Consider the following 22,694-nt stretch of genomic DNA (forward strand, 5'->3'; position numbering starts at 1 on the left):
TAGTTAAATAATGTTTTAATTTTGCATGAGTTAAATTTGGTATTGCTAGTTTGCTTTTGCTTTAAGTGCTCTAGTTTGCTAGATCCTCAGCCACCTTTGCAGCGAGTTTTAGCTTGTCACTATCAAAGTGTGTGTAAATTCGCGAGGTATTTAAGCTTGCATGACCTAGAGCTTCTTGCACCAAAACAAGGTCCTTTTGCTTTTTGTAAAGCATCGTTGCAAAGGTGTGGCGCAGCATGTGAGCACCATTTTTCTCTTTTCTGATACCAGCTTTAAAAAGGATCTGCTCTACTATGCGGCTTACGTAGGCTTGCGTCAGTCTGGTACCTTTTTTATTGATAAAAAGATAGCCTTCTTTGTTGATGTAGTTTATTGCAATCGCGTTTAGATGAGCTTCTATTAAGTGGCGTTTTATCATAACGATGCGGTATTTGTTGCCTTTGCCTCGTATCCTAATGATAAAAAGATCGCCATCTTCAGTGATGTCTTTTCGTTTTAAGTTTAGGGCCTCGCTCACACGAATGCCAGTAAAAATTATCGTTTTTATTATGAGCTTATTGCGATTTGAGTTTTGCTTAAAGTCACTTTCTTCGATCGCATCTAGAAATTTTTTGACCTCATCTTCGCCCATAAACTCAGGCAACTTTTGCCCTTTGTTACCGCTCACTCCGCCCCAGTTTTTTAAATTTATATCAAAAACATGGGCCTTGCCATCCTCTTCGTTTTGTTTGTCTAAAAACGCAAAGAAATTTATCACTGAGATGCGGTAATTTTTCTTACTAGCATCGCTTAGTCCGCCAGTTGTACTAGCTAGTATTTCGCTTAGTAGCTCTTCATCGATCTGCTTTAGGCTGCTAAGCTCGTAAAATTTCATCGTTTCATATATTTTTTTAAGTGGATTAAAGTAGGTATTTATACCAGTAAGCCCCGCGTTTCTCGCGCTTTTTACCAAGCCATCAAGCTGATCAATGTTCTTTATCTCGCGGCTTAGAGCGAAATTTACACTTGCAAGTGCCTTTGGATCCCTAAGCTCTTTATTTGAAAGTGAGCTAAGTTTAAATTTGACGTAGCGAGTGAGCCAAAATATAAATGAGTTTTCAAAATTATCTTTACAATCAAGCGGATATTTCAAACCAATAGCCTTAAATTTTTATTTTGAAAAGTATTATATTTGAAATTTTATAAAATCTAATCTTTTTAAAATTCAACTATAAAAGCTTAAGCAAATATCCATTTTCAGCGGCTTCAAGCTTATATTTATGCATCTTATCAAGCTCTAAAACCACTCTGAAATATCTATCGTGCCAGCCTATGATCACATTTTTAAAATGTTCATTTTCAAGTTTTAAGCTCTTAGTTTTAAAGCTTCTTGGCGGCCTTGCAAAGTCAAGCACGATCTTATTTTTCTCATAAGTAAAATGCTTTAAATTCTTAGCTTTTGTAGCGATTTTTAGCTCTTTGTCGTTGGCTAGAAAGCTTATAAAACCTAGAAATTTAACATCTTTTCCATTTTTGACACTATCAACTGGCTTTGCACTAGGCTCAATCTTTATTTCGACCACCTTTTGTTCAGGCTTTATGGTAGTTTCTTTTGTTTTGTCCGTGCTAAGATCGATTACTACAACATTTGGAGTTGGCATATCTGAAGTTTTATTTCTATCTTTATTTGAAATTTTAGTTTCATTTTTTTCTATTATCACAGGAGTGCTTACTTTTTGACTAGGCATATTTGCCATTGTGACTGAAACATCTAGCTTTTTTGCCACGACTGGTTCTGGATTTTTTACCTTATTTAAAGCAAATTCATCGCTGTAATCGATAGTTTTATTTATATCAGCTAGTCTTTTTTCCTTTATGGTGCCGTCATTTGCTCTATATCTTATGGTGACATCTAGTAAAAGTGCCGCATCGCTTGGAAATTTAAACGAAAGAGAATCAAATCTATCAAATTTTTCTATGATATTTGTTGTCATAACGCTTGTATTTAGCTCGCTAATAGGCATAAATGGGTTCTCTCTAGCAAAGACGCTTGTTGCAAATATAGATAAAACTAGCCAAAATTTTTTCATCATTCCTACTTTTTATTAAAGTCTGGCTCAAGGCCTTGTAATTCAAAATAATCTTTTTGCAGGCGCGCGTTCATTTTTTTTAAAATTTCCACGTCCTCGCTAAGTCTATCTTTTTTACTCTGAAGACTTAGCATAACATCAAGTGAGCGTTTGCCAAACATCATATTGCCTACATAAAAGGCAAACATAGCCACACAAATGGTGGCTATGACGTAGCGTAATGTTGGTCTAATGTATTTTAAAATTTTATGAAATATGCCATCAGTGTTGCCATATTCGTCTAAAATTTCGCTCAAATATTATCCCCCAAAAACTCTCCAGCCTCAAGTTCGATCTCAAGCAAGCGGTTGTATTTTGCATTACGCTCGCTTCTTGAAGTGGCACCTGTCTTTATCTCGCCAGTGTTTAGTGCGACTGCAAAGTCAGCGATGAACGCATCTTCGCTCTCGCCGCTTCTATGGCTCATTATGCAGCGATATCCGTTTCTTTGAGCAAGGCGGACAGTTTGCATAGTTTGTGTGACTGAGCCTATTTGATTTGGCTTGATTAAGATTGCATTTGCGATCTTTTTCTCGATGCCTTCGCGTAAAATTTTCTCATTTGTGACAAAAAGATCGTCACCTACTAGCTGAACTTTGTTTCCAAGCCTTTTTGTAAGCTCAGCCCAGCCACTCCAGTCGTCCTCGCTAAGGCCATCTTCGATAGAGAATATAGGGTATTTTTCACAAAGTTTTTCGTAGTAGCTAATGAGCTCGTCGCTGCTAAATTTCTTGCCCTCAAGCTCGTATTTGCCGTCTTTATAAAGCTCGCTTGAAGCGACGTCAAGGGCAAGTTTTATTTGGCTGCCTAGCTCATATCCAGCCTCTTTTACAGCTTGTGAGATGAGCTTTAGTGGCTCTTCATTGTCTTTTAAATTTGGAGCAAAACCGCCCTCGTCGCCGACAGCCGTGCTGTGTCCAGCTGCGTTTAGGATAGATTTTAGCTTGTGATAAATTTCAGTTGCAGCTCTTAGTGCCTCGCTAAATGTGCTAAAGCCAAATGGCATGATCATAAATTCTTGAAAATCAACGCTGTTGTTTGCGTGCGCGCCGCCATTTATGATGTTAAACATCGGCACTGGCAAGATGCTGGCGTTTGCACCGCCAAGATAGCGGTAGAGTGGGATATTTAGGCTCTTTGCAGCTGCGCGAGCTACCGCCATAGATACGCCAAGGACTGCGTTTGCGCCTAAATTTGAGTAGTTGTGAGTACCATCAAGCTCAAGCATCTCTGCATCGACTGCTTTTTGGTTGTAAGCATCAAGGCCGATTATCGCCTCAGCGATCTTTTCATTTACGTTTGAAACAGCCTTTAAAACGCCTTTGCCAGCATATCTCTCGTCTTTGTCACGAAGCTCGAGCGCCTCACGCTTGCCTGTGCTTGCGCCGCTTGGTACGATCGCGCTTGCCTCGGTTCCGTCGCTTAGTCTAACTGTCGCACGAACTGTTGGGTTGCCTCTGCTGTCTAAAACCTCGTGAGCTTCTACATCTTCAATAAATACCATTATTCATCTCCTGCTTCGTTTGTATCGTCGTCTTCGTCTTTTGCGCCACTGCTTATTAGATGGTCTATGCCCATTGAGCCTTTTATCGCCGCTACTATTTCGTCAGAAATTTCTGGATGCTCTTTTAGGTAGGCTTTGGCGTTTTCTCTACCTTGACCCAGTTTTTCGGCCTTGTAGCTAAACCACGCGCCTGATTTGTCGATGATGTCGAGCTTTACGCCATAGTCGATGATCTCGCCCTCTTTGCTCACACCCTCGCCAAACATAATGTCAAATTCAGCCACTTTAAATGGAGGGGCAACCTTATTTTTAACCACTTTTGCTTTTGTGCGGTTGCCGATAGGCTCGTCGTTTTGTTTAAGTGTGGCTATCTTTCTTACATCGATCCTTACAGATGAGTAAAATTTAAGCGCATTACCACCAGTTGTGGTCTCTGGCGTGCCATATCCCATCATACCGATCTTCATACGAATTTGGTTGATGAAGATGACAGTTGTCTTCATCTTGCTTAAAATTCCAGTTAGCTTTCTAAGCGCCTGGCTCATAAGCCTAGCTTGCAGACCAACATGCTGATCGCCCATATCGCCGTCTATCTCGCTCTTTGGAGTAAGAGCGGCTACACTATCAACCACGATAAGATCGATCGCACCGCTTCTTGCAAGCGTCTCAACGATCTCAAGTGCCTGCTCGCCAAAGTCTGGTTGAGAGACATAAAGGTTGTCGGTATTTACGCCTAAATTTGAAGCGTATTTTACATCTAGTGCGTGCTCTGCATCGACAAATGCACAAATTCCACCAGCTTTTTGCGCTTCAGCGATGATGTGAAGTGTGAGCGTGGTCTTACCAGAGCTCTCTGGTCCGTAGATCTCGATGATCCTACCTTTTGGAACGCCGCCTATGCCAAGAGCCAGATCAAGTCCTAGCGAGCCAGTCGGTATCGACTCGATAGCCTCAACCTCTTTGTCGCCAAGTCTTAAAAGCGTGCCTTTGCCAAAAGCTTTATCGATCTGCTTTAGCGCAAGCTCAAGTGCCTTTTTCTTGTCCGCTTCGCTCTCTGGGATAGCTATCTTTTTGTCACTATCTTTTTCTTTTGCCATTTTTTACCTTATAGTTGAAATTTGGCTTGATTTTATCTAAAAAGAGATGAATTTTACTTGATTTACTCGCAAATTATAATATTTTCGCCAAGCGGCGCAGCGCTATCAATAAGAGCAAAAAGCTGCTCTTTTTCAAACAAAAATCCATAAATTTGATCTTCGTTTTTTAGTATCGCTAGCTTAAATGGCTCCACAAGCGAGCTCGCGCAAAGGTTTAAAAAAGCTTCATCGATACTGTTTTGCGAAATTTGGGGTTTTGTTTTGAAATTTTCATCTTTTATAAAAGAGAGAAATTCCTCTTGCGAGGTAGATTTATTAAATTTAAAAATTAGTTTTTCTTTTAAGGCTTCAGCCAAAATTTCATCAAATTTAACTAGGTTGATGTGATCTTTTACGCCTAAAATTTTGGCAAAATTTAGCAAGTTTTTATCATAACTAGCCACATTTTTCTCATGCTCGCTTTGTGCCTTTTTAGCCCTATAAATGGCGTAAAAACCGATAGCCATAAACAAAAGTGAAAGGGTAAAAACTTCGCTCAAAAACTCACTCATCATCATCCTTATAAAATGCAAACTTCAGTCTTAAGCTCTACGCCAAATTTCTCTAAAACTCTAGCTCTAGCCAAATTTATAAGGCTAGTGGCGTCTTCAAAGCTTGCGTGGTTAAAATTTATCAAGAAATTCGCGTGCTCTTCGCTAAATTTCGCTCCACCGACAGCGTATCCTTTTAGCCCAACTGCCTCTAGCATTGCCCCTGCAAAGTGGCCTTCAGGATTAACAAAGCAGCTGCCAAAGCTAGCTCCTTTTGGTTGATTTGCCCTTTTTGCGCTTATAGCTTCAGATATGCTTGCATCAAAGCCACTAGAAAGCTTAAATTTAGCTCCCAAAATGGCCTCATCTATGCCGCTGTGGCGGTAGCTAAAGCTTATCTTCTCTTTGCGCACCCAGCCACGAGCCAGACGCACGTGTGTGAGGTTGTCGCTTATGCTAAATTTAAGCAGTCCAGCGTTCATCTTGATAAGTCCGCCAAGTGTGCCTGGGATATTTTTTAAAAACTCAAGGTTCGCGATGTTATTTTGTTTGCAGAAGTTATAAATTTTAGCGGATTTTGTCGCAGCACCTATCTCAAGGTAAATTTTCTCATCACAAATTTCTAAATTTATATAGTCAAAGCTCTTGCCAAGCATCGCCATTTTTGGGGGATTTGGCGAGATAAGAAGGTTGTTGCCCCCACCTATCATCACAGCGCCTAAAAAGTGAGGTGAGCTTAGATCTTCAAGACTATCAACCTCGAAAATTTCATGCACGCCGCCTATCCTAACTGAGGTAAATTTAGAAAAATCAACAAGCCTCGTCACTGGATAAATTCCGGTATAAAATCAAGCATGCGAGTGGTAAATTCAACCATCATCGAGATCATCCAAGGCATCAAAAATATGATGACAACGACGACTAGCAAAATTTTTGGCACGAAGCTTAGCGTGGTTTCGTTTATCTGCGTGGTCGCTTGAAAGATGGAGATGATAAGACCAGCTATTAGTCCGCTTAGCAGCATCGGAAGGCTGATATAAAGGGCGATCTTAAAGGTTTCAACTCCAAGTGAGACAAGCGTACTTTGCATCAGCTAAACCTTACTTCGTTGTATTCAGTTGGGATTAGGTAGTCATTTACGTCGATTGGCTTTTCAAAAAAGCCTTTGTCATAGCCTATTTGATATAGCTTATTTAGCGCTTTTAGCTGCGTTTCGTTCATGCTTATTGACTCGTCATTTGCATATAAATTTAGATACGCTTTAAGCTCCTCTTTGCCAACTCTGATGAGGTTTCGCTCCATTAGCATGTGAGATAAAAATGGCTTGTGCGAAGTAGCGATCCTAACGGCCTCGCTAAGCACTCTCTCGCACTCGATCGCGTCGGTTATGGGTAGGCTTCGTCTAAGCGCCATGCCACCAAGTGGAAGCGGTAAATTTTCGCCGTTTAGCTCGCTCCAGATGTCCCAAATTTCGCGCTCCACACAGAGCTGGTCTGAGAAATTTAAGATACTTTCATGTATTAGCACGCCAGCATCGACCTCGCCGCTAAGCACGGCATTTTCGATCTCTAAGAAATTTTTATAAACGATCCTTGCCTCTGGGTAGGCTATGCGAAAGAGCAGGGCATTTGTCGTGTTTTTGCCAGAGAGTGCGACCTTAAAATTTCGCTTTAGCTGCTTGCCTTTTAGCTTGATAAGCTTTGGGCCATATCCATTGCCAAAGCTTACAGCACAGCGTAAAAGCGCATACTCGTCGCAAATTTTTGGATAGAGTGCAAAGCTGATCGCTGTGGCCTCATAAGTGCCTTTTAGCGCCTCCTCGTTTAGCGTTTCTATATCAAGTGCCTTTGATGTGAAGGCTAAATTTTTACTGCTAACCCAGCCAAACTTCACTGCGGCATACATGAAAATATCGTCAGCATCAGGCGAGTGAGCGACGTTTATATTCTTGAAATTTTGCAAAGACGATCCTTTTTTTAATTACGCCATTTTAATGAAATTTATTTAAAATAAAGTTTTAAGGGCGGTTTTTGAAACGATTTTACCAGCTTTGCCTCTTTGAAATTTAGCACGTATTTCACATCTATGGCGTCTTTAGCACCTTTTCTTCGAGTAAGGATCGTTGAGTAAAACGGATGCTTAAGCTCTAGCATCTTAAGTAGCTTTTGATCGCTATCTTCTTTTTTTATATTTTCAACGATTATTGTCGTTAAAAATTTGCCCTCAAACTCATAAAATGGCCACACTATCACGCCAGTATCGTTTGTTTTAAAGTCATTTATTTTAGACTTTTTTGGGATATTTAGCATGGAGATGATCTTTTTGCGTGAGCTATCCAAATTTTGCACTGAGATCACCTTTACAAGCAGGTCTTTGTTTGCTCCGAGTCCATTTTCACTAAATCGGTAAACTCCGTCTTCAAGGATGCCAACCTTTTCAAAGGCATTAGCATAGTTTGCGGCGGTGCAAGCGGTCAGTAAAAGCGACAGAAACATTAAAATTTTTATAAATTTCATCTTTTCTCTTAAAATTTCACTCTCTTTAGCCTATTTGAAGCGAAATTTTTCCTACCAAATTTAGCCTCATTTTTGCCGTTTAGCTCGACAAGATCGCCTGTAAAGCCACAAATGTCATTTTTAACAAGATAGCTTCCAACGCCATAAGTATCAACCGGCGTGTTATAAGCTTCAAATTCTTTTATAATTTTAGGGCTAAAGCCTGAGCTAACGACGATTTTAACGTATTTAAAGCCAGCTTTATCAAGCGCCTCTCTTAGAGCAAATATAAGCTCCTTGCAAACGCCATGTGGGTCAAACCCGCTAGTATCCTTATCATCAAAATATTTATCAATCAAATTTTTACTAGTATCGACTCTAACCGCGCTAAGCCTCTCTTTTAAGGCATTTGCAGCCCTTAATGCATCTGTGATCACATCGTTGTTATAGTCCACTAATGCCGTGATCTTTTCATTTTCAAAGGTTTTAGCATAAATTTCTGAGGCTTTTACTATATCCCCGCCGCACATTTGAATGAGTGCATGAGGCATGGTGCCACCACCTTTTAGCCCAGTAAGCTCGCCTTGAGCATCTGTGGCGACCTTTTTGATGCCGCCTACAAATGATGCATAGCCGTCGCCTGGTTGCGTGCAGATGTCGTCTTGCCTGTCTGCCATGCTAAAAACGTCCTTGCCATTTGCCGCTCTTATCACATCTCTTGAGTTTGTCGCCACGCAGCTTCTTCTGGTGAGCGTCGCGTCGATCACGTTTTCTAAAAAGCCAAAATTCTCATACTTGCCGCTTATCTTTAAAACTGGCTCATTTGCATTTATTATATCGCCATCATTAAGTGCATAAATTTCAAGCTCGCTTGGGTCTTTGGCAAATTTATTGATGATGACTAAAACTTCGTCGATGCCGCAAAGCACGATATCATCGCGCCTTTGGAAAAACTGCATCGTCACGTGCTGATCTGGCAGGTTTTGCTTAATTATCTCATTTACTTTTAGAAAATATTTTGCGGTGAAGTAGCCCTCGCCGATCCTTGGATCTAGCCTAAAAGTCTTATCTGTTAGCCTTTTTATCTTGCTTTGCATCTTTAGCTCAAGTTCGTTCATGTCTGTCCTTTTTTTATCGTGATTATAGCATTTTGGTAGAAAAGTAAAAATTATAAAAATATATTTTAAGAATGTATAAGAGTATATTTTATAAAATCTTGAAATTTTACTTTTAAAGGAAAAATATGAAAAAGTTCTTACTTTTAATGGTTGCAATTTTTGCATTTGGTAATGAAAATTTGCTAGTAAGTGCGGGTGGCGGATATAAAAAGATAGTCGAAGCAGTCGCGCAAAATCTCAAAAAAGATGGCGTAAATATTGACACTTCTTTTGCAAACATCACAGCGATCATGGCTCAGGTAAAAGAGGGTAAAACTGACGTGATCGTGGGCGATGAGGACTTTTTGAAAAAGTCTGATCTAAAGATCGCCGAGTATGTAAATTTAGGCTCAGGTGCTTTGGTGCTGGCTACCAAAAAAGGTGTGAAAATAGAAAAAGTTGAAGAGCTAAAAACGCTTTCTAAGATCGCTATGCCAGATGCTGTAAAGACAGTTTATGGCAAAAGGGCGAATGAATTTATGCAAAAAGCAAATTTAAGTGGCGAGCTAAAAGATAAAATTTTAGCAGTTGCTGGTGTGCCACAAGTCGTTACTTATATATTAAACGGCGAAGTTGATGCTGGATTTATTAATCAGACCGAACTAAACGCACACAAAGATGAATTTGGTAGTTTTGTCTTGATAGACAAATCGCTTTACGCTCCAGCAAACATTGTAGCTGCGAAGCTTGAAGGATGCGATAAAAAGGCTGATTGTGAGAAATTTTTAAATGAGCTAAAAAGCGATAGATCAAAAGAAATTTACACTAAATTTGGCATAAGATAAGGCGAAATTTGCAAGAGCTCTCTTGGCTTTTTGATCCGCTATTTTTAAGCATAAAGGTCGTTTTGTGCCAAGGGGCTTTACTTATCATTTTTGGGCTGGCTTTAGCCTATTATTTAGCTTTTGGAAAGGCTAAATTTAAAGCTATTTTAGAGATGATCGTAACTTTTCCGCTCATCTTTCCGCCCATTGCGACTGGATTTTTACTGCTTTATCTACTTGGTAAAAATGGCATCGTCGGCAAGGCTTTAAATTTAGAAATTATTTTTAGTTTTAAGGCTCTTGTGTTAGCTGCTTTTATAGCTTCGCTGCCGCTATTTGTAAAGCCTGTCGCTTCTGCTCTTGGCTCACTTTCAAAAAGCCTAAGTGAAGCAGCATATAGCCTTGGAAAAGATAAATTTCAAACAGCTATTTTTGTGCTTTTTCCATGTGTTGCAAAAAGCGTAGCAGCGGCTTTTATCTTAGCTATCTCGCGTGGGCTTGGCGAGGTTGGCATAACACTAATTTTGGGTGGCAATATCATAGGCAAAACAGACACTATCTCTCTTGCCATTTATAATGCCGTATACGATGGCAAAAGCGACGAAGCACTAGTTCTAAGCCTTGTTTTGGTTGTATTAAGCTTTATTTTGTTTGGGATTATAAATTTGCTTGATAAAAGCAAAATTTAAAATGAGAGTGGCGAGAGGATGAGAGAATCGAACTCCCCACCAGACGGTCAACCGCCCAGTCATCGGGTTTGAAGCCCGTGAGCATCACCAGATTACTTTATCCTCCGTGTGCGTTATTCTAGCAGATTTAGATAAATTTTAGCCCATTTTCTATAAACTTTTTGAAATTACAAAAGGATTTCTGATTTCAAAATTTAGCATTTTTGCATTTTTGGCTCTATTTTTTTGCTCTTGTTCTTCGGTTCTTTCCCCAGCAACTGCACCGCTAAATGTATATGATGCGTACTCTATTTCACGCGATAAACGTGGTATTTACTCGATCACAAGAGATAAATTTATACAAAGCAAATTGCAAAGCAAAATTTTATTTTCAAAAGGGCTTAGCAATATTGATATCGAGATTGAGGTCTTTTACGGAGATGCCTATCTGATAGGACTTGTTGATAGTAAAGAGCTTGAAGATAAGCTAGTAGAACTAGCCAAAAGCACAGATGGTGTGCGAAAAATTTATACCTATCTTCGTATCAAGAAGCCAGAATATCCATGCGATAGTCTAAAAATTCTCACAAACTTAAAGCAAAATCTTTTTAAAGATAGTATAGTTGAGGGTACAAATGTGCGAGTTAGCATAGTTGGCTGTGATGTTGTATTTAGCGGCGTAGTTGATAGCATTGAGCAAGAAAAACATGCTATTTGGTATGCTAAGCACATTGACGGCGTGGCCGATGTCTACTCGTTCATCAAAGTTATCAAATAAATTTAGCTTAAATATCGCTCTTTTTTACAAAGCTTGCAATGAGGCTTGGTAAGATGATTAGTGCGCCAAGAAGCATAAAAACCATAACAAGATCGGTTAGTAAGCCAAAATAGATAGTTGGGATAAAATTGCTAGTTATCATCACACTAAAGCCAAGAAAAATAGTGAATGATGTGTAATACATCGCATATCCGATGCTTGCGTGCGCGACTTTAATGCTCTCAAAAACACTTTTTGTAAGCATTTCTTCTTTAAAGCGGTGGATGTAATGGATGATATCATCAACGCCAATACCAATGCTAATGGCTGCGATCGTGATACTCATCACATCAAGCGGAATGCCAAAAAATCCCATCACACCAAAGAGTGTGCAAAGCGGGATTAAATTTGAAACTATCGCAATGGTTGCTAGCTTTATGCTCCTAAAGATAAAGCAAAATATGACAAAAAGTATAGCGACAGTTAGTCCAAAAGTATCAACTTGCGAGCTAAGTAAATTTTGAAGCATATTGTTATAAAGCACCATCATGCCGACAACTTCTATGCTTACATTGTCATTTTTAGTAAGCTGTGCTAGCCCTTCTCTAAGCTCTTTTAGAAATAAATTTCGTCTAAGCTCAGAGTCACTATCGACGATCCTTATACTAAATCTAAGCTCATCATCTTCAACGCTTACATAAGGACTTAATAAGATATTTTTATAATTTTGTGGCAATTTCTCATACATCGCAGCTAATAAAAAATCATCACTCGCGCCGTTATTTAGCTCTTTTATGGCTTTTATAAGGGTTGCTAGTGAGCTTACATGTCCGACAAATTTTTGCTCTTTTAAATAGTCGTGAATTTTCTCAGCAACCCTTGTGTGATAGCTATTAAACCAGTATTTCGCATCCTTAGCGTTGCTTTCAAACTCATTTTCAAACTCATCTTGCTCAGTATTTTTATCTTGTTTTTGCTCTTTAAATTTCACTATCACATCAACTGGTATCGTGCCGCCAAGCTTGGTATCAATGACTTGCATTCCTTGGCGAATTTCTGTACTTTCTTTAAAGTAGCCAATGAAGCTATTTTCAACCTTTATCTTGCTGATACCATAAATGCCAAAACAGACAACTAGAGCGCAAACTACGTAGATGATCTTTCTTGAGTTTAGAGCTAAATTTGCGCAGTATTTTGTAAATTTAAAGCTATTTTCAAAGGTTCTAATAGGAGCTAACTTATTTAAATTTACATTTATCGCGCCAAATAGCAAAAACGCAAGCACAAGCGAAACGCTAATGCCAGTGCTCATCATAATGCCAAGCATGATAACTGGCTTTATGTCAGCACTCATAAGCGAGCTAAAGCCAATAACCGTGGTAAATATCGCCCAAAAAGATGGAGAGAATTTATCACGAAGCGTTAGATAAATTAGCTGATTTTGGCTATATTTTGGATGCTTTGCGTAAAATTCTCTATAGCTAACGACAAGGTGAATCACAGTTGAAATAGTAATGATGAGCTGAAGTGCGATGTAGTTTGAGCTAATGACCGTCACTTCCCAGTCAAATATACCAAAAATTCCGGTCGTAAAAATGGCACTTACGGCACATATAAACATCGGTAAAACTATCCATCTAACCTGCCTGAAAAATAGCCACAAACTAAAGCTAAGAAGAGCAAGTACGCTTAAGCCATAGACCAAAAGATCGCTCTTTATAAAGCCTATCATATCATCAGCGATCATATTTGCACCACCTAAAAACAGCTCGTCATTTGCGTTAAATTTAGCTATGGTTGCTTTTATGGCCTCAAGGTTTTCGTGATCGCTCTTTCTAAGCTCATCTCGGTAGGCTTTAAACTCATAGGCAAGAGCCTCTAGCTTAAGTCGCTCAGCTTGTGTGATAGTGCCGTTTGACTCTTTTTGGCTAAGCAAATTTCTTTCATTTACAAGCTCATTAAATTTCTCATCTTGTTTTAAATTTAGAGCAATCGCTGTAGTTTTTAGATCTTTGCTTATCAAATTCCCGCTGTAAATCGGACTTTTGGCAAACTCGAGCTTTGCTTTTGAAATATTTATATCTTTATCTTGCAGCGTTGGAGTATGATCTAAGATACCCGTAATCCCGCCTTTTACACTATTTAAAAGCGGAATATTTATTATAGAGATGACGCTATTTACCATATCGTTTTTAGCTAGTTCATCGCCTAAATTTTTGATAAGTTCTAAATTTTTAGGTGAAAAAAGATCATCTTTTGGAGTAAAAGCGACCACTAAAAATCCAGGTGAGTCGTAGCGTTTGGCTATCTCTCTATAAGCTTTTAAGTCAGGATCATGCTCAAGCAGTAGCGTTTCAGCTGATGCATCAACACTAAGCTTGGTACTAAGATAGCCAAAAACTACGCTTAAAGCTAAAATTAGAGCAATAATAAGCTTGTTTTTAGCAATGATAAATTTAAAAATTTGTCGCATTAAGGGTTGGTTTTATTTTGATCAGGCAAAACAGCTTCGTTTAGCTTTTGTAAAAGAGTATTGAAATCAGCGTTATTTAGCACATCACCAAACTGGCTTCTGTATGTTTGAATGATGCTTACACCAACGATATCAAGATCGTAAATGAGCCAACCACGCTCTTTTGCATCATAAAATTTATAGACAAATTCGTAGCTCTTGCCATCATTTATAAGCTCAGATGTGAGCCAGTATCTATTTTTCTGAGGCTCACTTTCTCCAGTGATGTGGATCTGTTGGTCTTTGTAGCCTAAAAGTTTATCTATGTATGAGCTTTTTAGTTTTTGCTCAAATGCCGCGTCAAATTTGGCTTGCTCATCGCTGCTTAGGCTGTTGTAACGTTTGCCAAGGCTTATCTTTGCCATTTGTTTATAGTCAAAAAATGGATCAAGAAGTGCAAAAATTTCTTTTGTCTTTGCATTATTGTCTAAATTTGTATCTTTTAAAATTTCAATAACCTTTGTTGTTTTCATCTCTACTTCAGGTTTGATCTGCTCTTTTGAAATAGCAAAAAGGCTAGTTGTAAAAAGTAAAATCATAGTTAGAATTTTTAAAATTTTCATATTTACTCCTTGATAAGCTTGTCGCGTCTTTGCTCGTAAGCATCGCGTAAAAATGGATAAAGATCAATAGCATCTTTTCTTAGTTTTTCATAAGCAGTTGGATCTTGTGAAAAGCTATTAAACGCTCTATATGACTTGATACCAGTTGATAAAAGTATAGGATCAACGTAGCTAATAGGATCAGCAAAATAATCTCCGACCATGCCACCAGTATCTCTTAAATTTGATGGTCCAATAAGTGGCCAAACGATATGAAAACCGCTACCAAGCCCCCAATATCCAAGCGTTTGTCCAAAATCTTCATCGTGAGGCTTGAGATTGTAGTATTTTGCTCCGTCTGTTAGTCCGCCAAAGCCAATTATCGTATTTGCTAAAAATCTCAATGTCTCTTCACCAGCATTTTGGAATTTAAACTGAAGTAAGTTATTTACAAAGCGAACCGGAAAAAGCAGATTGTCAAAGAAATTCGAAACCATTGTTCTAGCCGTTTTTGGCACAACATAGGCATAGCCTTTTGCCACCGGAGTTAGCATATTTACATAGATAAAGTCATTTGCATGTGTCATCATTCTATTGTAGCCACTAAGTGGGTCAAAAACATCTTTTCTTGCTTCAAATTCAACATCAAATTCATCGCTTTCGCTATTTGCATTTATGTCTGTATTAGCACAGGCTAAAAGCAAACTAAAAAAGATAGAAAGCAAAAATTTCATACTAAGCCTTATTTTTATTTATAAAATGTAGCTCGATTTTATCTTTTAAAAACTTTACAAGAAATTAAGAGAAATTTATAAATTGGCTTAAATCTTTAAGCTTAAGGATTAATATAATTAGATATACTTCACAAATTATTCTCTAATATAGTAAAGGTAAAAATTTTGAAAGCAGATATAAATTTAGAACTATTTTTAGGCGAAGATACACAGGTTTTAGCTAAACATATTACATTATTAAAGGCCATAAAAGAGACAAAAAGTATCACAAAAGCAGCGGAATTGGTTGGTATATCGTATAAAAATGCTTGGGACTGCCTTGATACGATAAATAATAAAAGTAGCAAGCCGCTTATTATTAGAGCTGATGGAAATAAAAAAAATAGTGGCTCCGAGCTAAGCGAGTATGCCAATAAACTGATAAAAATTTATGATGCCATTCTTGAGACTCAAAAGGATTTTTTGCAAAAAATTTGTCAAAAAGTAGATTTTGAGGATGTAGATATTGTAAATCTTCAAAGAATGAATATGAACTTAAGTGCCAGAAATCAGCTCTCTTGCGAGATTATTGGCATAAACCGCGGTGCGGTAAATTCTCAAATAATTGCAAAACTAAGTAATGGCTGCACGCTTGAGTCAAACATCACGGTTGAAAGTGAGAAAAATTTAGGCCTAAAAGTTGGACAAAAAGTTATTTATATTTTTAAAGCCCCAGCTGTCATTTTGGCTAAGGATCTAGATATAAAAATAAGCACAAAAAATCAATTAAAAGGCGAGGTGATCGAAGCAAAGATAGGTGCTGTAAATGCTGAAATCACTTTAAAACTAAGCGATGAGCAGACTTTAACTGCCATCATCACAAAAGATAGTGCTATCCAGATGAAAATAGGTGTTGGCGATACACTTTTAGCAATAGTAAAATCATCTCAAATCATTATAGGAGTTTAAATGAGAAAAGTTTTTAAATTTTTATGTGTGGCGGCTTTGCTTGCCATAAACGCATTTGGTGCTGAAGTAAATGTATATGCTGCAGCAAACACAACATACGCATTTCCAGAGCTTATAAAAGAGTTTAACAAGCTTCATCCAGATGCTAAAATCAACCTAACTCTTGGTGCAAGTGGTGGTCTTGTTACTCAGATCCAAAACTCAGCTCCAGCTGATATCTTTATGGCTGCTGATATGGGCTTTGCACAAAAAGCTTATGACACAGGATTTGCAGTAGCTGCTCCAAAAGTTTATGCACAAGGAGCCGTTGCTATTTTTTCTATTAGAAATGTTGATTTCAAAAAAGGTATCGAAGTTGTTCGTGGCCTAAAAGCGATCTCTATCGCAAATCCACAAACTGCACCATACGGCAAAGCTAGTATAGAGGCTCTTAAAAACGCAAAGCTTTATGACGAAGTAGAAAAAAATATCGTCTATGCTCAAAAAATTTCTGAAACTCTATCTCAGGCATTAAGTGCATCTGATGTAGGTTTTATCGCAGCTAGCGCACTTTTTGATGAGAAAATGGCAAAATACAAAGAGGGCGTTAATTACATCTTTGTTCCACAAGAGCTATACACTCCGATCGATCAAGGCATAGTTCTTCTAAAACATGCTGAAAAAAATGATGATGCAAAAGCATTTTATGAGTTTATCTTAGGTGATAAATCAAGAGAAATTTTCAAGAAATTTGGTTACAACGTTCCAGCTAAATGATAAGAGCAAAGATCGTTGGGATTTTAACTAAAGATGACGTTAGCTTATTTGAGCTAAAGGGTCTAAATTTAGAGGCAAATTTATTTATGCTAGTCTTGAATGAGGCTAGCAAATTCGCCTTAGATGATGAGATTGACTTAGGTTTTAAAAGCTCCGATGTTATCTTGTCAAAAGACAAACTAAGTAATAGCTCGCTTGAAAACGAGCTAAAATGCGTGATTGAAGCTATAAATTTTGGTGAAATTTTAAGTGTTGTTAGCTTAAAGTGTGGCGAAATTTACTTTGAAGCTATTATCTCAAATCACGCATTAAAAACTATGAACATAGGTGAAAACGATGAAGTCTTTGCCTATATAAAATCTACAAGCATTCACATAAGTACTCAAAAATGATAGAAATTTCTTGTAAAAAAGAGCTAAATGGCGGTGGCAGAAAATTTTTACTTGAGGCAGACCTTAGCTTTGAAAATGGCGATTTTGTCGCACTTTATGGAGCAAGTGGCGGCGGAAAGACTACTATTTTAAGATTGATTGCTGGTTTTGAAACGCCACAAAGCGGATTTATAAAGGTTGGGGATAAAATTTTCTTTGACGATAAGATAAATTTGGCTCCGCAAAAGCGAAATATCGGCTTTTTGTTTCAAGATTATGCATTGTTTGAAAATATGAATGTCTTTAAAAATTTACTCTTTGCAAAAGATGACGTAAATCTAGCAAATAAACTCCTTGATATCTGCGGTCTAACAAGTCTCAAAAATGCAAAGATCAGCACTCTTTCTGGCGGCCAAAAACAACGCGTAGCACTTGCTCGTGCAGTTATGAGAAGACCTGAAATTTTACTACTTGATGAGCCGCTAAGCGCGCTTGATAATGCTATGCGTGAAAAATTACAAGATTATCTGTTGGCACTTCACGACGAATTTAAAATGAGCATCGTCTTGGTAAGCCATGATATCGCAGAAATTTATAAGCTTTGTAATAAAGTCTTTGTTCTTGAAAATGGCAAAATTTCAAGATCAGGTAGTGCAAGTGAGATATTTTTAAAGAGTGCAGGATCGCAGAAATTTGCCTTTAACGCTAAAATTTTAGAGATAAAAAAATGTGATGCAATCTTCGTAGCAAATGTACTGATAAACCGCCAAATTTGTGAAGTTGTGTTAAGCAGCAACGAAGCAATGAATCTAAAAGCAGGCGATATGGTGGTAGTTAGCACAAAAGCATTTAGTGTAAATTTGGAAAAAGCATGATAGACGAGTTAAAAAATATCGATTACGAGCCGTTTTGGCTATCGTTAAAACTATCTTTTATAACTACTTTTATCTTGTTCTTTGCCTGCATTGCACTTGCTTATTTTATGTCACAGAAAAAATTCTTTGGCAAATCATTTTTAGAGTCGATAATCTCACTACCGCTGGTATTGCCGCCAAGCGTTCTTGGCTTTTATCTGCTCATTTTTCTTTCGCCTTATTCCGCCTTTGGTAAATTTATCGAAGAAATTTTTGGGGTTAGGCTAGTTTTTAATTTCACAGGTCTTGTTGTGGCAAGTTGTATCTATTCATTGCCATTTATGTTTGGCCCGATTTACGCTGGACTAAATAGCCTAAAAAAGAGCCTTTTTGAAGCGAGTTATAGTCTTGGTAAAAACAAACTCACAACTATTTTTAGGGTGATTTTGCCAAGTATCAGATCAAATTTATTAACAGCTACTGTCGTTAGCTTTGCTCACACCATGGGCGAGTTTGGTGTTGTTTTAATGATAGGCGGTAGCGTAGCTGGAGAGAGCAAGGTTGCTAGCATTGCGATATTTGAAGCAGTTGAAATGCTTGATTACACCAAGGCTCATGTCTATGCACTTTTGATGTTAATAATTAGCTTTTTTGTCCTTTTTATAGTTTATCTTTTAAATTCTAAAAAAGCTTAAGACAAAGCTTATAGAGATATAATAGTAAAAAATTTTAAAGGATGAAATATGATAAACGTGCCTACAAATATATATTTAAATACCTTAGACGGTAAGGAATTTGATTTTTCTACCTTTGCAAGAATGCACGACTGCGTTATTTTTATCTACCCAAAGATAGGCGAGGACTTTAGTCTTTTAAGTGAGCAATTGCAAAATACTGCGGGCATGAAGGGCTGCACCAAACAAGCGATAAACTACAAGAAATTTTTAAAAGATTTTAACGATCTTGGTTTCATGGTAGTGTCCATTGGCTCACAAGATATCGCAGCTCAAAAGAAATTTCAAGAAGAAACTTCGGCTGGAGTTATGTTCTTAAATGATAGTGAGTTTATGCTTGAGAGAGCACTTGAGCTTCCGGTTTTTTCTGCGTCAAATGGACATAAATTTTATTTTAGACAAACACTTATCATAAAAGATGGCAAGATAAGGCGCGCATATATAGTGGATGATCCAGAAAATGATGCTAAAAATATGCTAGAAAAAATCAAAGAAAAAGACTACTAGGAGCTAAAATGAGCCAAAATAGCAAAATCGAAAAGTCTTATGATGAGCTAACTTATAAATCAATAGCTTTTGCCCAATCGTCGCCATATAGGCTTGAAGCTTGTGCTACACTTCTTGGCATAACTCCACCTCCATGCGAAAATGCAAGAGTTTTAGAGATAGGATGTAGCTTTGGCGGAAATTTGATCCCATTTGCAGTAAATAACAAAAATGCAAAAGTAGTTGGCATAGATCTTAGCGGCGAGCAGATAAGGCGTGGACAAGAGATCGTTAAAGAGATGGGGCTTACAAATTTAGAGCTTATACACGGCGATATTTGCGAATTTAAAAGTGATGAGAAATTTGACTATATCATTGCTCATGGCGTTTTTAGCTGGGTGCCTGACTTTGTAAAAGAAGCTATATTAAAAGTCGTAAGAGAGAATTTAAGTGCAAATGGCGTGGCATTTATCTCTTATAATGTTTATCCTGGCTGGAAAGTAAAAGACATCGTAAGAGATATAATGCTACTTGCCGCAAAGGATAAAGAGAGTATGCAAGAGAGGTTAAAAGCAGCCAAAGAAGCACTTTTAGTCTATAAAGAATATTTGCTAACAAGAGATGAAGAAATTTATGAGGGGAAAATACCCCTTAAGATGCTTCTTTTTGTAACTGAACATGTGCTCTCAAAAGATGACTTTTACATAGCTCATGAGTTTTTAGAATATACAAATGATCCATTTTATTTTAAAGATTTTAATGCCATGCTTGCCAAAAATGATCTTACCTATCTTTGTGAATATACGCTTGATGATATTTTTACCCCAGATGTTGGCACAGCCGTAGTAGATGAATATAAAAATAACAAGTTTAAAGACAGGATCGATCTAGAGCAATTCATGGATATGATTAGCAACAAAGTATTTAGACAAAGCCTAATAGTCCATAGCAAAACTTATGAGAGCATAGCAAATAAACAAATAGGTCCAAGCGATATTAATAAAATTCACGTTGTGGCAGATTTTATAAAGAAAGATAACCAGTGGCAAGATAGTTATGGTGCTATGCCACAGGATATATCATGGCTTTGCGAGGTCTTTTATAAGATGTATCCAGCTAGCATAAACCTTTCTCAGATTTTAGAAATTTTGCCAGAAGATAAGCTTATGGTTTATAGCGCTTTTGTAAGAATTTTAACAAACTCGTCTGATGCAATGATTTTAAAAGATGAGCAAAAAAATATCGAGTATAGGCCTGGGCATTCAAGGCTTAGCCAAAAATTAATAAATTATGTAAGATATTTTTTAAATCATAAAAATAATGCCGATGTTGTTTTTGCTAATAAATTTAGCATTTCAAGAAAGCTTAACAATATCGATTATTACATACTTTTATTGCTTGATGGTAAAAATAGCTTAGAAGATGTCGCAGCAAAAACATTAAAATTTATCAAAGAGAACAACGAAGATATATTTGACATAAATGGCAAAGTGCTTAAAAAAGATAAAGTCGCAGCAAATATAATGAGCTACGTGATAGGCACAGCAAAAATGGCTAGTACGTTTTATCTATTAGAAGAAATTTAACTAACAGTTTTAAATTTTACTTTGTTTGTATAGTTGTGTGATTTTATCTTTTAGATTTAGTGTATTTTTTGAGAGAGCTATGAAAAATGGACTTTTTAAATCAGCAAGCTCGTAGCTCATCTCTTTGTCGCTATTAGCACCAAAGACTTTGCCACCACAAAAATTTACGAGCGCATCTCCTGCTGCATTATCCCAAAGATAGCTTGGAGCAAATCTCAAATAAACTCCGCCAAATTCAACCAAACGGCAAAATTTTATGGCTGAGCCGATGCACCTTTGCTCAAAATTTAAGCTCTGCCCTATAAGTTCTATCTCTTTGGCATCGCCTCTTCTGCTTGAAAAGATTAGATTGGTTAAATTTTTATCTTTTTTGTTTAGATCAACTCTGCTTATGATTTCATTATTGTTATCTAAAATTTCTTTAAAAGCGCCATTTTCATCAGCATAAAAAAGCTCTTTACTAACTGGGATAAATATCACACCAAGCACCGGTCTAGCTTTTTTTATAAGCGCTATGCAAACGCAAAATTCACCGTTTCTAGCTAGAAATTCTTTCGTGCCATCAAGAGGATCTACGAGCCAAAACTCGTCTTTATCGCTTTCTTGCAAGATACTCTCTTCAGAGCAAATTTTTATCCCGCTTTCACTTAGAACTTTTAGTATTGTTTCATTTGCGGCTAGATCAGCGCTAGTTAGTGGCGAGCTGTCATCTTTTAGGCAGACTTTAAGAGCCGTATTATCTGCAGAGTAAAATTTCATTATTTGCGCTCCAGCATTAACGGCTGCTTTTTTAGCTAAATTTAGAAGCTCGCTCATTTTGGTGTTCTGTTTGTCTCTCCAACATAAAGCTGTCTTGGGCGGACGATCTTTATCGTATCTTGCTCTTTTAGCTCGATCCACTGGCTGATCCAGCCTGGAGTCCTGCCGATGACGAAGATGACGGCAAACATATTATTTGGTATGCCAAGCGCCTTTAGGATGAGCCCTGAGTGAAAATCAACGTTTGGGTATAAATTTCTACTCACAAAGTAGTCATCATTTAGCGCGATCTCCTCAATGCGGTTTGCGATTTTAATAAGCTCTGAGTTAATGCCTATCTCGTCCATAAGCTGATCTCTCATCTTCTTAAGCACTTTTGCACGAGGGTCAAAATTTTTATAGACCCTGTGACCAAAGCCCATTAGCCTAAATGGATCGTTTTTATCCTTTGCTCTAGCGATGTATCTATCGACATTTGCTACAGAGCCTATCTCTTCAAGCTGGCGGATAACGCCCTCGTTTGCCCCACCATGAGCCCAGCCCCAAAGTGCGCCGATGCCTGCGCTTATACATGCGTATGGGTGTGCGTGCGTTGAGCCAACGGTTCTAACAGTCGTTGTTGAAGCGTTTTGCTCGTGATCTGCGTGCAGCATAAAGACCGTATCAAGTGCTTTTATCTCGATTGGCTTAAGATCGACGTGCTCGTACGGATAGCCTCTCATCATGTAGAGGAAATTTTCAGTAAAGCCACGATCTAAATTTGGATATATGATAGGAAGACCGCGTGAGTAGCGGTAGCTAAATGCCGCAATCGTTGGAATTTTAGCGATTATACGCATAGCCATCTCGTGATACTCTTCAGGTTTATCCATATTTAGGTGATCTGAGTAAAAGGCACTTAGCGCTGATACCGCTGCTTGCAAAATCGCCATAGGGTGCGCTTTATCTGGAAATGCGTCAAATAGCTTCATCATGCCTTCATGTATAAAGCTTCTTTTTTTAAGCTCGGTTTTAAAATTTATATACTGATCATTTGTTGGAAGCTCTTTGTTTAAGAGTAAATATGCCACGTCTAAAAATGTCTTATTTTCAGCCAAATACGCGATATCATAACCTCTATACATTAGCTCGCCTTTTAAGCCGTCTATATAAGTTATCGCTGAGCGACACATCGCAGTTGAAGTATAACCTCTGTCAAAAGTAAACATTCCAGTATCACTAAAAAATGTCGAAATGTCTATCACATCAGGTCCCATAGTGCCTTTTAGTATAGGAAACTCGTAACTCTTGCCGGTTCTGTTATCAGTTAGCGTAGCTGTATTTGATGACATT

General features: G+C 37.8%; 26 protein-coding genes and 1 tRNA gene. 10 read left to right on the top strand and 17 right to left on the bottom strand.

Going from position 1 to position 22,694, the window contains the following annotated elements:
- Positions 1-70: 70 nt before the first annotated feature.
- The 11 genes from CVT13_RS06805 to CVT13_RS06855 form a co-directional block, all read right to left on the bottom strand.
- Positions 71-1,132, bottom strand: a complete 1,062-nt coding sequence (locus CVT13_RS06805; protein ID WP_054197227.1) for a tyrosine-type recombinase/integrase — start codon at positions 1,130-1,132, stop codon at positions 71-73.
- Positions 1,133-1,208: 76 nt separating this feature from the next.
- Positions 1,209-2,069, bottom strand: a complete 861-nt coding sequence (locus tag CVT13_RS06810; protein ID WP_107812039.1) for an AMIN domain-containing protein — start codon at positions 2,067-2,069, stop codon at positions 1,209-1,211.
- A gap of 5 nt (positions 2,070-2,074) precedes the next feature.
- Positions 2,075-2,365, bottom strand: a complete 291-nt coding sequence (locus tag CVT13_RS06815; RefSeq protein WP_054197225.1) for a hypothetical protein — start codon at positions 2,363-2,365, stop codon at positions 2,075-2,077.
- Positions 2,362-3,612: a phosphopyruvate hydratase gene (gene eno / locus CVT13_RS06820; RefSeq protein WP_107812040.1), complete on the bottom strand. Its 1,251-nt coding sequence runs from the start codon at positions 3,610-3,612 to the stop codon at positions 2,362-2,364. Before eno ends, CVT13_RS06815 begins: the two co-directional genes overlap by 4 nt.
- Positions 3,612-4,709, bottom strand: a complete 1,098-nt coding sequence (recA, locus tag CVT13_RS06825; protein ID WP_002940852.1) for a recombinase RecA — start codon at positions 4,707-4,709, stop codon at positions 3,612-3,614. The genes eno and recA overlap by 1 nt, the downstream gene beginning before the upstream one ends.
- A gap of 62 nt (positions 4,710-4,771) precedes the next feature.
- The gene (locus tag CVT13_RS06830; RefSeq protein WP_107812041.1) at positions 4,772-5,260 is read right to left on the bottom strand and encodes an addiction module antitoxin; all 489 of its coding nucleotides are present in this window, start codon (positions 5,258-5,260) and stop codon (positions 4,772-4,774) included.
- Between the two features lie 8 nt (positions 5,261-5,268).
- Complete coding sequence (locus CVT13_RS06835; RefSeq protein WP_107812042.1) at positions 5,269-6,066, bottom strand: UDP-N-acetylmuramate dehydrogenase; 798 nt, start codon at positions 6,064-6,066, stop codon at positions 5,269-5,271.
- Positions 6,063-6,332: a flagellar biosynthesis protein FliQ gene (fliQ, locus tag CVT13_RS06840; protein WP_223154231.1), complete on the bottom strand. Its 270-nt coding sequence runs from the start codon at positions 6,330-6,332 to the stop codon at positions 6,063-6,065. The genes CVT13_RS06835 and fliQ overlap by 4 nt, the downstream gene beginning before the upstream one ends.
- Positions 6,329-7,144 (bottom strand): MqnA/MqnD/SBP family protein, encoded by an 816-nt coding sequence (locus CVT13_RS06845; protein ID WP_234412001.1) that lies wholly within the window; start codon positions 7,142-7,144, stop codon positions 6,329-6,331. The genes fliQ and CVT13_RS06845 overlap by 4 nt, the downstream gene beginning before the upstream one ends.
- A 95-nt stretch (positions 7,145-7,239) precedes the next feature.
- Positions 7,240-7,755, bottom strand: a complete 516-nt coding sequence (locus CVT13_RS06850; RefSeq protein ID WP_107812044.1) for a chemotaxis protein — start codon at positions 7,753-7,755, stop codon at positions 7,240-7,242.
- 8 nt (positions 7,756-7,763) lie between these two features.
- Positions 7,764-8,852 (bottom strand): nicotinate phosphoribosyltransferase, encoded by a 1,089-nt coding sequence (locus CVT13_RS06855; protein ID WP_107812045.1) that lies wholly within the window; start codon positions 8,850-8,852, stop codon positions 7,764-7,766.
- Positions 8,853-8,977: 125 nt separating this feature from the next.
- On the opposite strand from CVT13_RS06855, the gene modA (CVT13_RS06860) reads away from it, so the two are divergent.
- Together modA (CVT13_RS06860) and CVT13_RS06865 are read left to right on the top strand one after the other, a co-directional pair.
- A complete protein-coding gene (modA, locus tag CVT13_RS06860) occupies positions 8,978-9,676 on the top strand; it encodes a molybdate ABC transporter substrate-binding protein (protein WP_107812046.1) in 699 nt (232 codons plus the stop codon).
- 8 nt (positions 9,677-9,684) lie between these two features.
- Complete coding sequence (locus tag CVT13_RS06865) at positions 9,685-10,344, top strand: molybdate ABC transporter permease subunit (RefSeq protein WP_107812047.1); 660 nt, start codon at positions 9,685-9,687, stop codon at positions 10,342-10,344.
- An 8-nt stretch (positions 10,345-10,352) separates the two neighbouring features.
- Here CVT13_RS06865 and CVT13_RS10200 read toward each other — a convergent pair.
- Positions 10,353-10,450, bottom strand: a tRNA-Sec gene (locus tag CVT13_RS10200).
- Positions 10,451-10,525: 75 nt separating this feature from the next.
- Between CVT13_RS10200 and CVT13_RS06870 the strand changes: the two genes are divergently transcribed.
- On the top strand, positions 10,526-11,101 hold the full coding sequence (locus tag CVT13_RS06870) for a BON domain-containing protein (protein WP_180998561.1): 576 nt from the start codon (positions 10,526-10,528) through the stop codon (positions 11,099-11,101).
- Positions 11,102-11,108: 7 nt separating this feature from the next.
- On the opposite strand, the gene CVT13_RS06875 is transcribed toward CVT13_RS06870, so the two are convergent.
- Genes CVT13_RS06875 through CVT13_RS06885 form a run of 3 tightly spaced genes read right to left on the bottom strand, consistent with a single transcriptional unit; the run spans position 11,109 to position 14,868 of the window.
- The gene (locus CVT13_RS06875) at positions 11,109-13,553 is read right to left on the bottom strand and encodes an efflux RND transporter permease subunit (protein WP_107812048.1); all 2,445 of its coding nucleotides are present in this window, start codon (positions 13,551-13,553) and stop codon (positions 11,109-11,111) included.
- Positions 13,553-14,155, bottom strand: coding sequence for an ABC transporter substrate-binding protein (locus tag CVT13_RS06880; protein ID WP_087580771.1), 603 nt, complete (start codon positions 14,153-14,155; stop codon positions 13,553-13,555). Before CVT13_RS06880 ends, CVT13_RS06875 begins: the two co-directional genes overlap by 1 nt.
- 2 nt (positions 14,156-14,157) lie before the next feature.
- The gene (locus CVT13_RS06885; RefSeq protein ID WP_103629267.1) at positions 14,158-14,868 is read right to left on the bottom strand and encodes a VacJ family lipoprotein; all 711 of its coding nucleotides are present in this window, start codon (positions 14,866-14,868) and stop codon (positions 14,158-14,160) included.
- A 165-nt stretch (positions 14,869-15,033) separates the two neighbouring features.
- Between CVT13_RS06885 and CVT13_RS06890 the strand changes: the two genes are divergently transcribed.
- The 7 genes from CVT13_RS06890 to CVT13_RS06920 are packed head-to-tail and all read left to right on the top strand — an operon-like array spanning position 15,034 to position 20,603.
- The gene (locus CVT13_RS06890; protein WP_054197213.1) at positions 15,034-15,816 is read left to right on the top strand and encodes a TOBE domain-containing protein; all 783 of its coding nucleotides are present in this window, start codon (positions 15,034-15,036) and stop codon (positions 15,814-15,816) included.
- Complete coding sequence (modA, locus tag CVT13_RS06895; RefSeq protein ID WP_021091730.1) at positions 15,817-16,572, top strand: molybdate ABC transporter substrate-binding protein; 756 nt, start codon at positions 15,817-15,819, stop codon at positions 16,570-16,572.
- The gene (locus tag CVT13_RS06900) at positions 16,569-16,964 is read left to right on the top strand and encodes a TOBE domain-containing protein (protein WP_107793245.1); all 396 of its coding nucleotides are present in this window, start codon (positions 16,569-16,571) and stop codon (positions 16,962-16,964) included. Before modA (CVT13_RS06895) ends, CVT13_RS06900 begins: the two co-directional genes overlap by 4 nt.
- Positions 16,961-17,818 (top strand): sulfate/molybdate ABC transporter ATP-binding protein, encoded by an 858-nt coding sequence (locus CVT13_RS06905; RefSeq protein WP_107812049.1) that lies wholly within the window; start codon positions 16,961-16,963, stop codon positions 17,816-17,818. The genes CVT13_RS06900 and CVT13_RS06905 overlap by 4 nt, the downstream gene beginning before the upstream one ends.
- The gene (gene modB, locus CVT13_RS06910; protein ID WP_087584218.1) at positions 17,815-18,492 is read left to right on the top strand and encodes a molybdate ABC transporter permease subunit; all 678 of its coding nucleotides are present in this window, start codon (positions 17,815-17,817) and stop codon (positions 18,490-18,492) included. The genes CVT13_RS06905 and modB overlap by 4 nt, the downstream gene beginning before the upstream one ends.
- Before the next feature lie 48 nt (positions 18,493-18,540).
- Entirely contained in the window at positions 18,541-19,038 is a 498-nt protein-coding gene (locus CVT13_RS06915) for a redoxin family protein (protein WP_107812050.1), read from the top strand.
- A gap of 8 nt (positions 19,039-19,046) precedes the next feature.
- A complete protein-coding gene (locus tag CVT13_RS06920) occupies positions 19,047-20,603 on the top strand; it encodes a class I SAM-dependent methyltransferase (protein ID WP_107812051.1) in 1,557 nt (518 codons plus the stop codon).
- Positions 20,604-20,612: 9 nt separating this feature from the next.
- On the opposite strand, the gene CVT13_RS06925 is transcribed toward CVT13_RS06920, so the two are convergent.
- Positions 20,613-21,419: a 3'(2'),5'-bisphosphate nucleotidase CysQ gene (locus CVT13_RS06925; RefSeq protein WP_107812052.1), complete on the bottom strand. Its 807-nt coding sequence runs from the start codon at positions 21,417-21,419 to the stop codon at positions 20,613-20,615.
- Positions 21,416-22,693: a citrate synthase gene (locus CVT13_RS06930; RefSeq protein WP_084109619.1), complete on the bottom strand. Its 1,278-nt coding sequence runs from the start codon at positions 22,691-22,693 to the stop codon at positions 21,416-21,418. Before CVT13_RS06930 ends, CVT13_RS06925 begins: the two co-directional genes overlap by 4 nt.
- Position 22,694 lies beyond the last annotated feature (1 nt).

Source organism: Campylobacter concisus (assembly GCF_003049085.1).
Taxonomy (GTDB): domain Bacteria; phylum Campylobacterota; class Campylobacteria; order Campylobacterales; family Campylobacteraceae; genus Campylobacter_A; species Campylobacter_A concisus_H.

What these genes read in the sequence shown, in the direction of transcription:
- modA (WP_107812046.1), top strand. Translation starts at nt 8,978, where the DNA reads ATGAAAAAGTTCTTACTTTTAATGGTTGCAATTTTTGCATTTGGTAAT.
- CVT13_RS06830 (WP_107812041.1), bottom strand. Translation starts at nt 5,260, where the DNA reads ATGAGTGAGTTTTTGAGCGAAGTTTTTACCCTTTCACTTTTGTTTATG.
- modB (WP_087584218.1), top strand. Translation starts at nt 17,815, where the DNA reads ATGATAGACGAGTTAAAAAATATCGATTACGAGCCGTTTTGGCTATCG.
- CVT13_RS06920 (WP_107812051.1), top strand. Translation starts at nt 19,047, where the DNA reads ATGAGCCAAAATAGCAAAATCGAAAAGTCTTATGATGAGCTAACTTAT.
- CVT13_RS06930 (WP_084109619.1), bottom strand. Translation starts at nt 22,693, where the DNA reads ATGTCATCAAATACAGCTACGCTAACTGATAACAGAACCGGCAAGAGT.
- CVT13_RS06905 (WP_107812049.1), top strand. Translation starts at nt 16,961, where the DNA reads ATGATAGAAATTTCTTGTAAAAAAGAGCTAAATGGCGGTGGCAGAAAA.
- CVT13_RS06875 (WP_107812048.1), bottom strand. Translation starts at nt 13,553, where the DNA reads ATGCGACAAATTTTTAAATTTATCATTGCTAAAAACAAGCTTATTATT.
- CVT13_RS06925 (WP_107812052.1), bottom strand. Translation starts at nt 21,419, where the DNA reads ATGAGCGAGCTTCTAAATTTAGCTAAAAAAGCAGCCGTTAATGCTGGA.
- eno (WP_107812040.1), bottom strand. Translation starts at nt 3,612, where the DNA reads ATGGTATTTATTGAAGATGTAGAAGCTCACGAGGTTTTAGACAGCAGA.
- modA (WP_021091730.1), top strand. Translation starts at nt 15,817, where the DNA reads ATGAGAAAAGTTTTTAAATTTTTATGTGTGGCGGCTTTGCTTGCCATA.
- CVT13_RS06855 (WP_107812045.1), bottom strand. Translation starts at nt 8,852, where the DNA reads ATGAACGAACTTGAGCTAAAGATGCAAAGCAAGATAAAAAGGCTAACA.
- CVT13_RS06915 (WP_107812050.1), top strand. Translation starts at nt 18,541, where the DNA reads ATGATAAACGTGCCTACAAATATATATTTAAATACCTTAGACGGTAAG.
- CVT13_RS06850 (WP_107812044.1), bottom strand. Translation starts at nt 7,755, where the DNA reads ATGAAATTTATAAAAATTTTAATGTTTCTGTCGCTTTTACTGACCGCT.
- CVT13_RS06900 (WP_107793245.1), top strand. Translation starts at nt 16,569, where the DNA reads ATGATAAGAGCAAAGATCGTTGGGATTTTAACTAAAGATGACGTTAGC.
- CVT13_RS06885 (WP_103629267.1), bottom strand. Translation starts at nt 14,868, where the DNA reads ATGAAATTTTTGCTTTCTATCTTTTTTAGTTTGCTTTTAGCCTGTGCT.
- CVT13_RS06845 (WP_234412001.1), bottom strand. Translation starts at nt 7,144, where the DNA reads ATGTATGCCGCAGTGAAGTTTGGCTGGGTTAGCAGTAAAAATTTAGCC.
- recA (WP_002940852.1), bottom strand. Translation starts at nt 4,709, where the DNA reads ATGGCAAAAGAAAAAGATAGTGACAAAAAGATAGCTATCCCAGAGAGC.
- CVT13_RS06810 (WP_107812039.1), bottom strand. Translation starts at nt 2,069, where the DNA reads ATGAAAAAATTTTGGCTAGTTTTATCTATATTTGCAACAAGCGTCTTT.
- CVT13_RS06880 (WP_087580771.1), bottom strand. Translation starts at nt 14,155, where the DNA reads ATGAAAATTTTAAAAATTCTAACTATGATTTTACTTTTTACAACTAGC.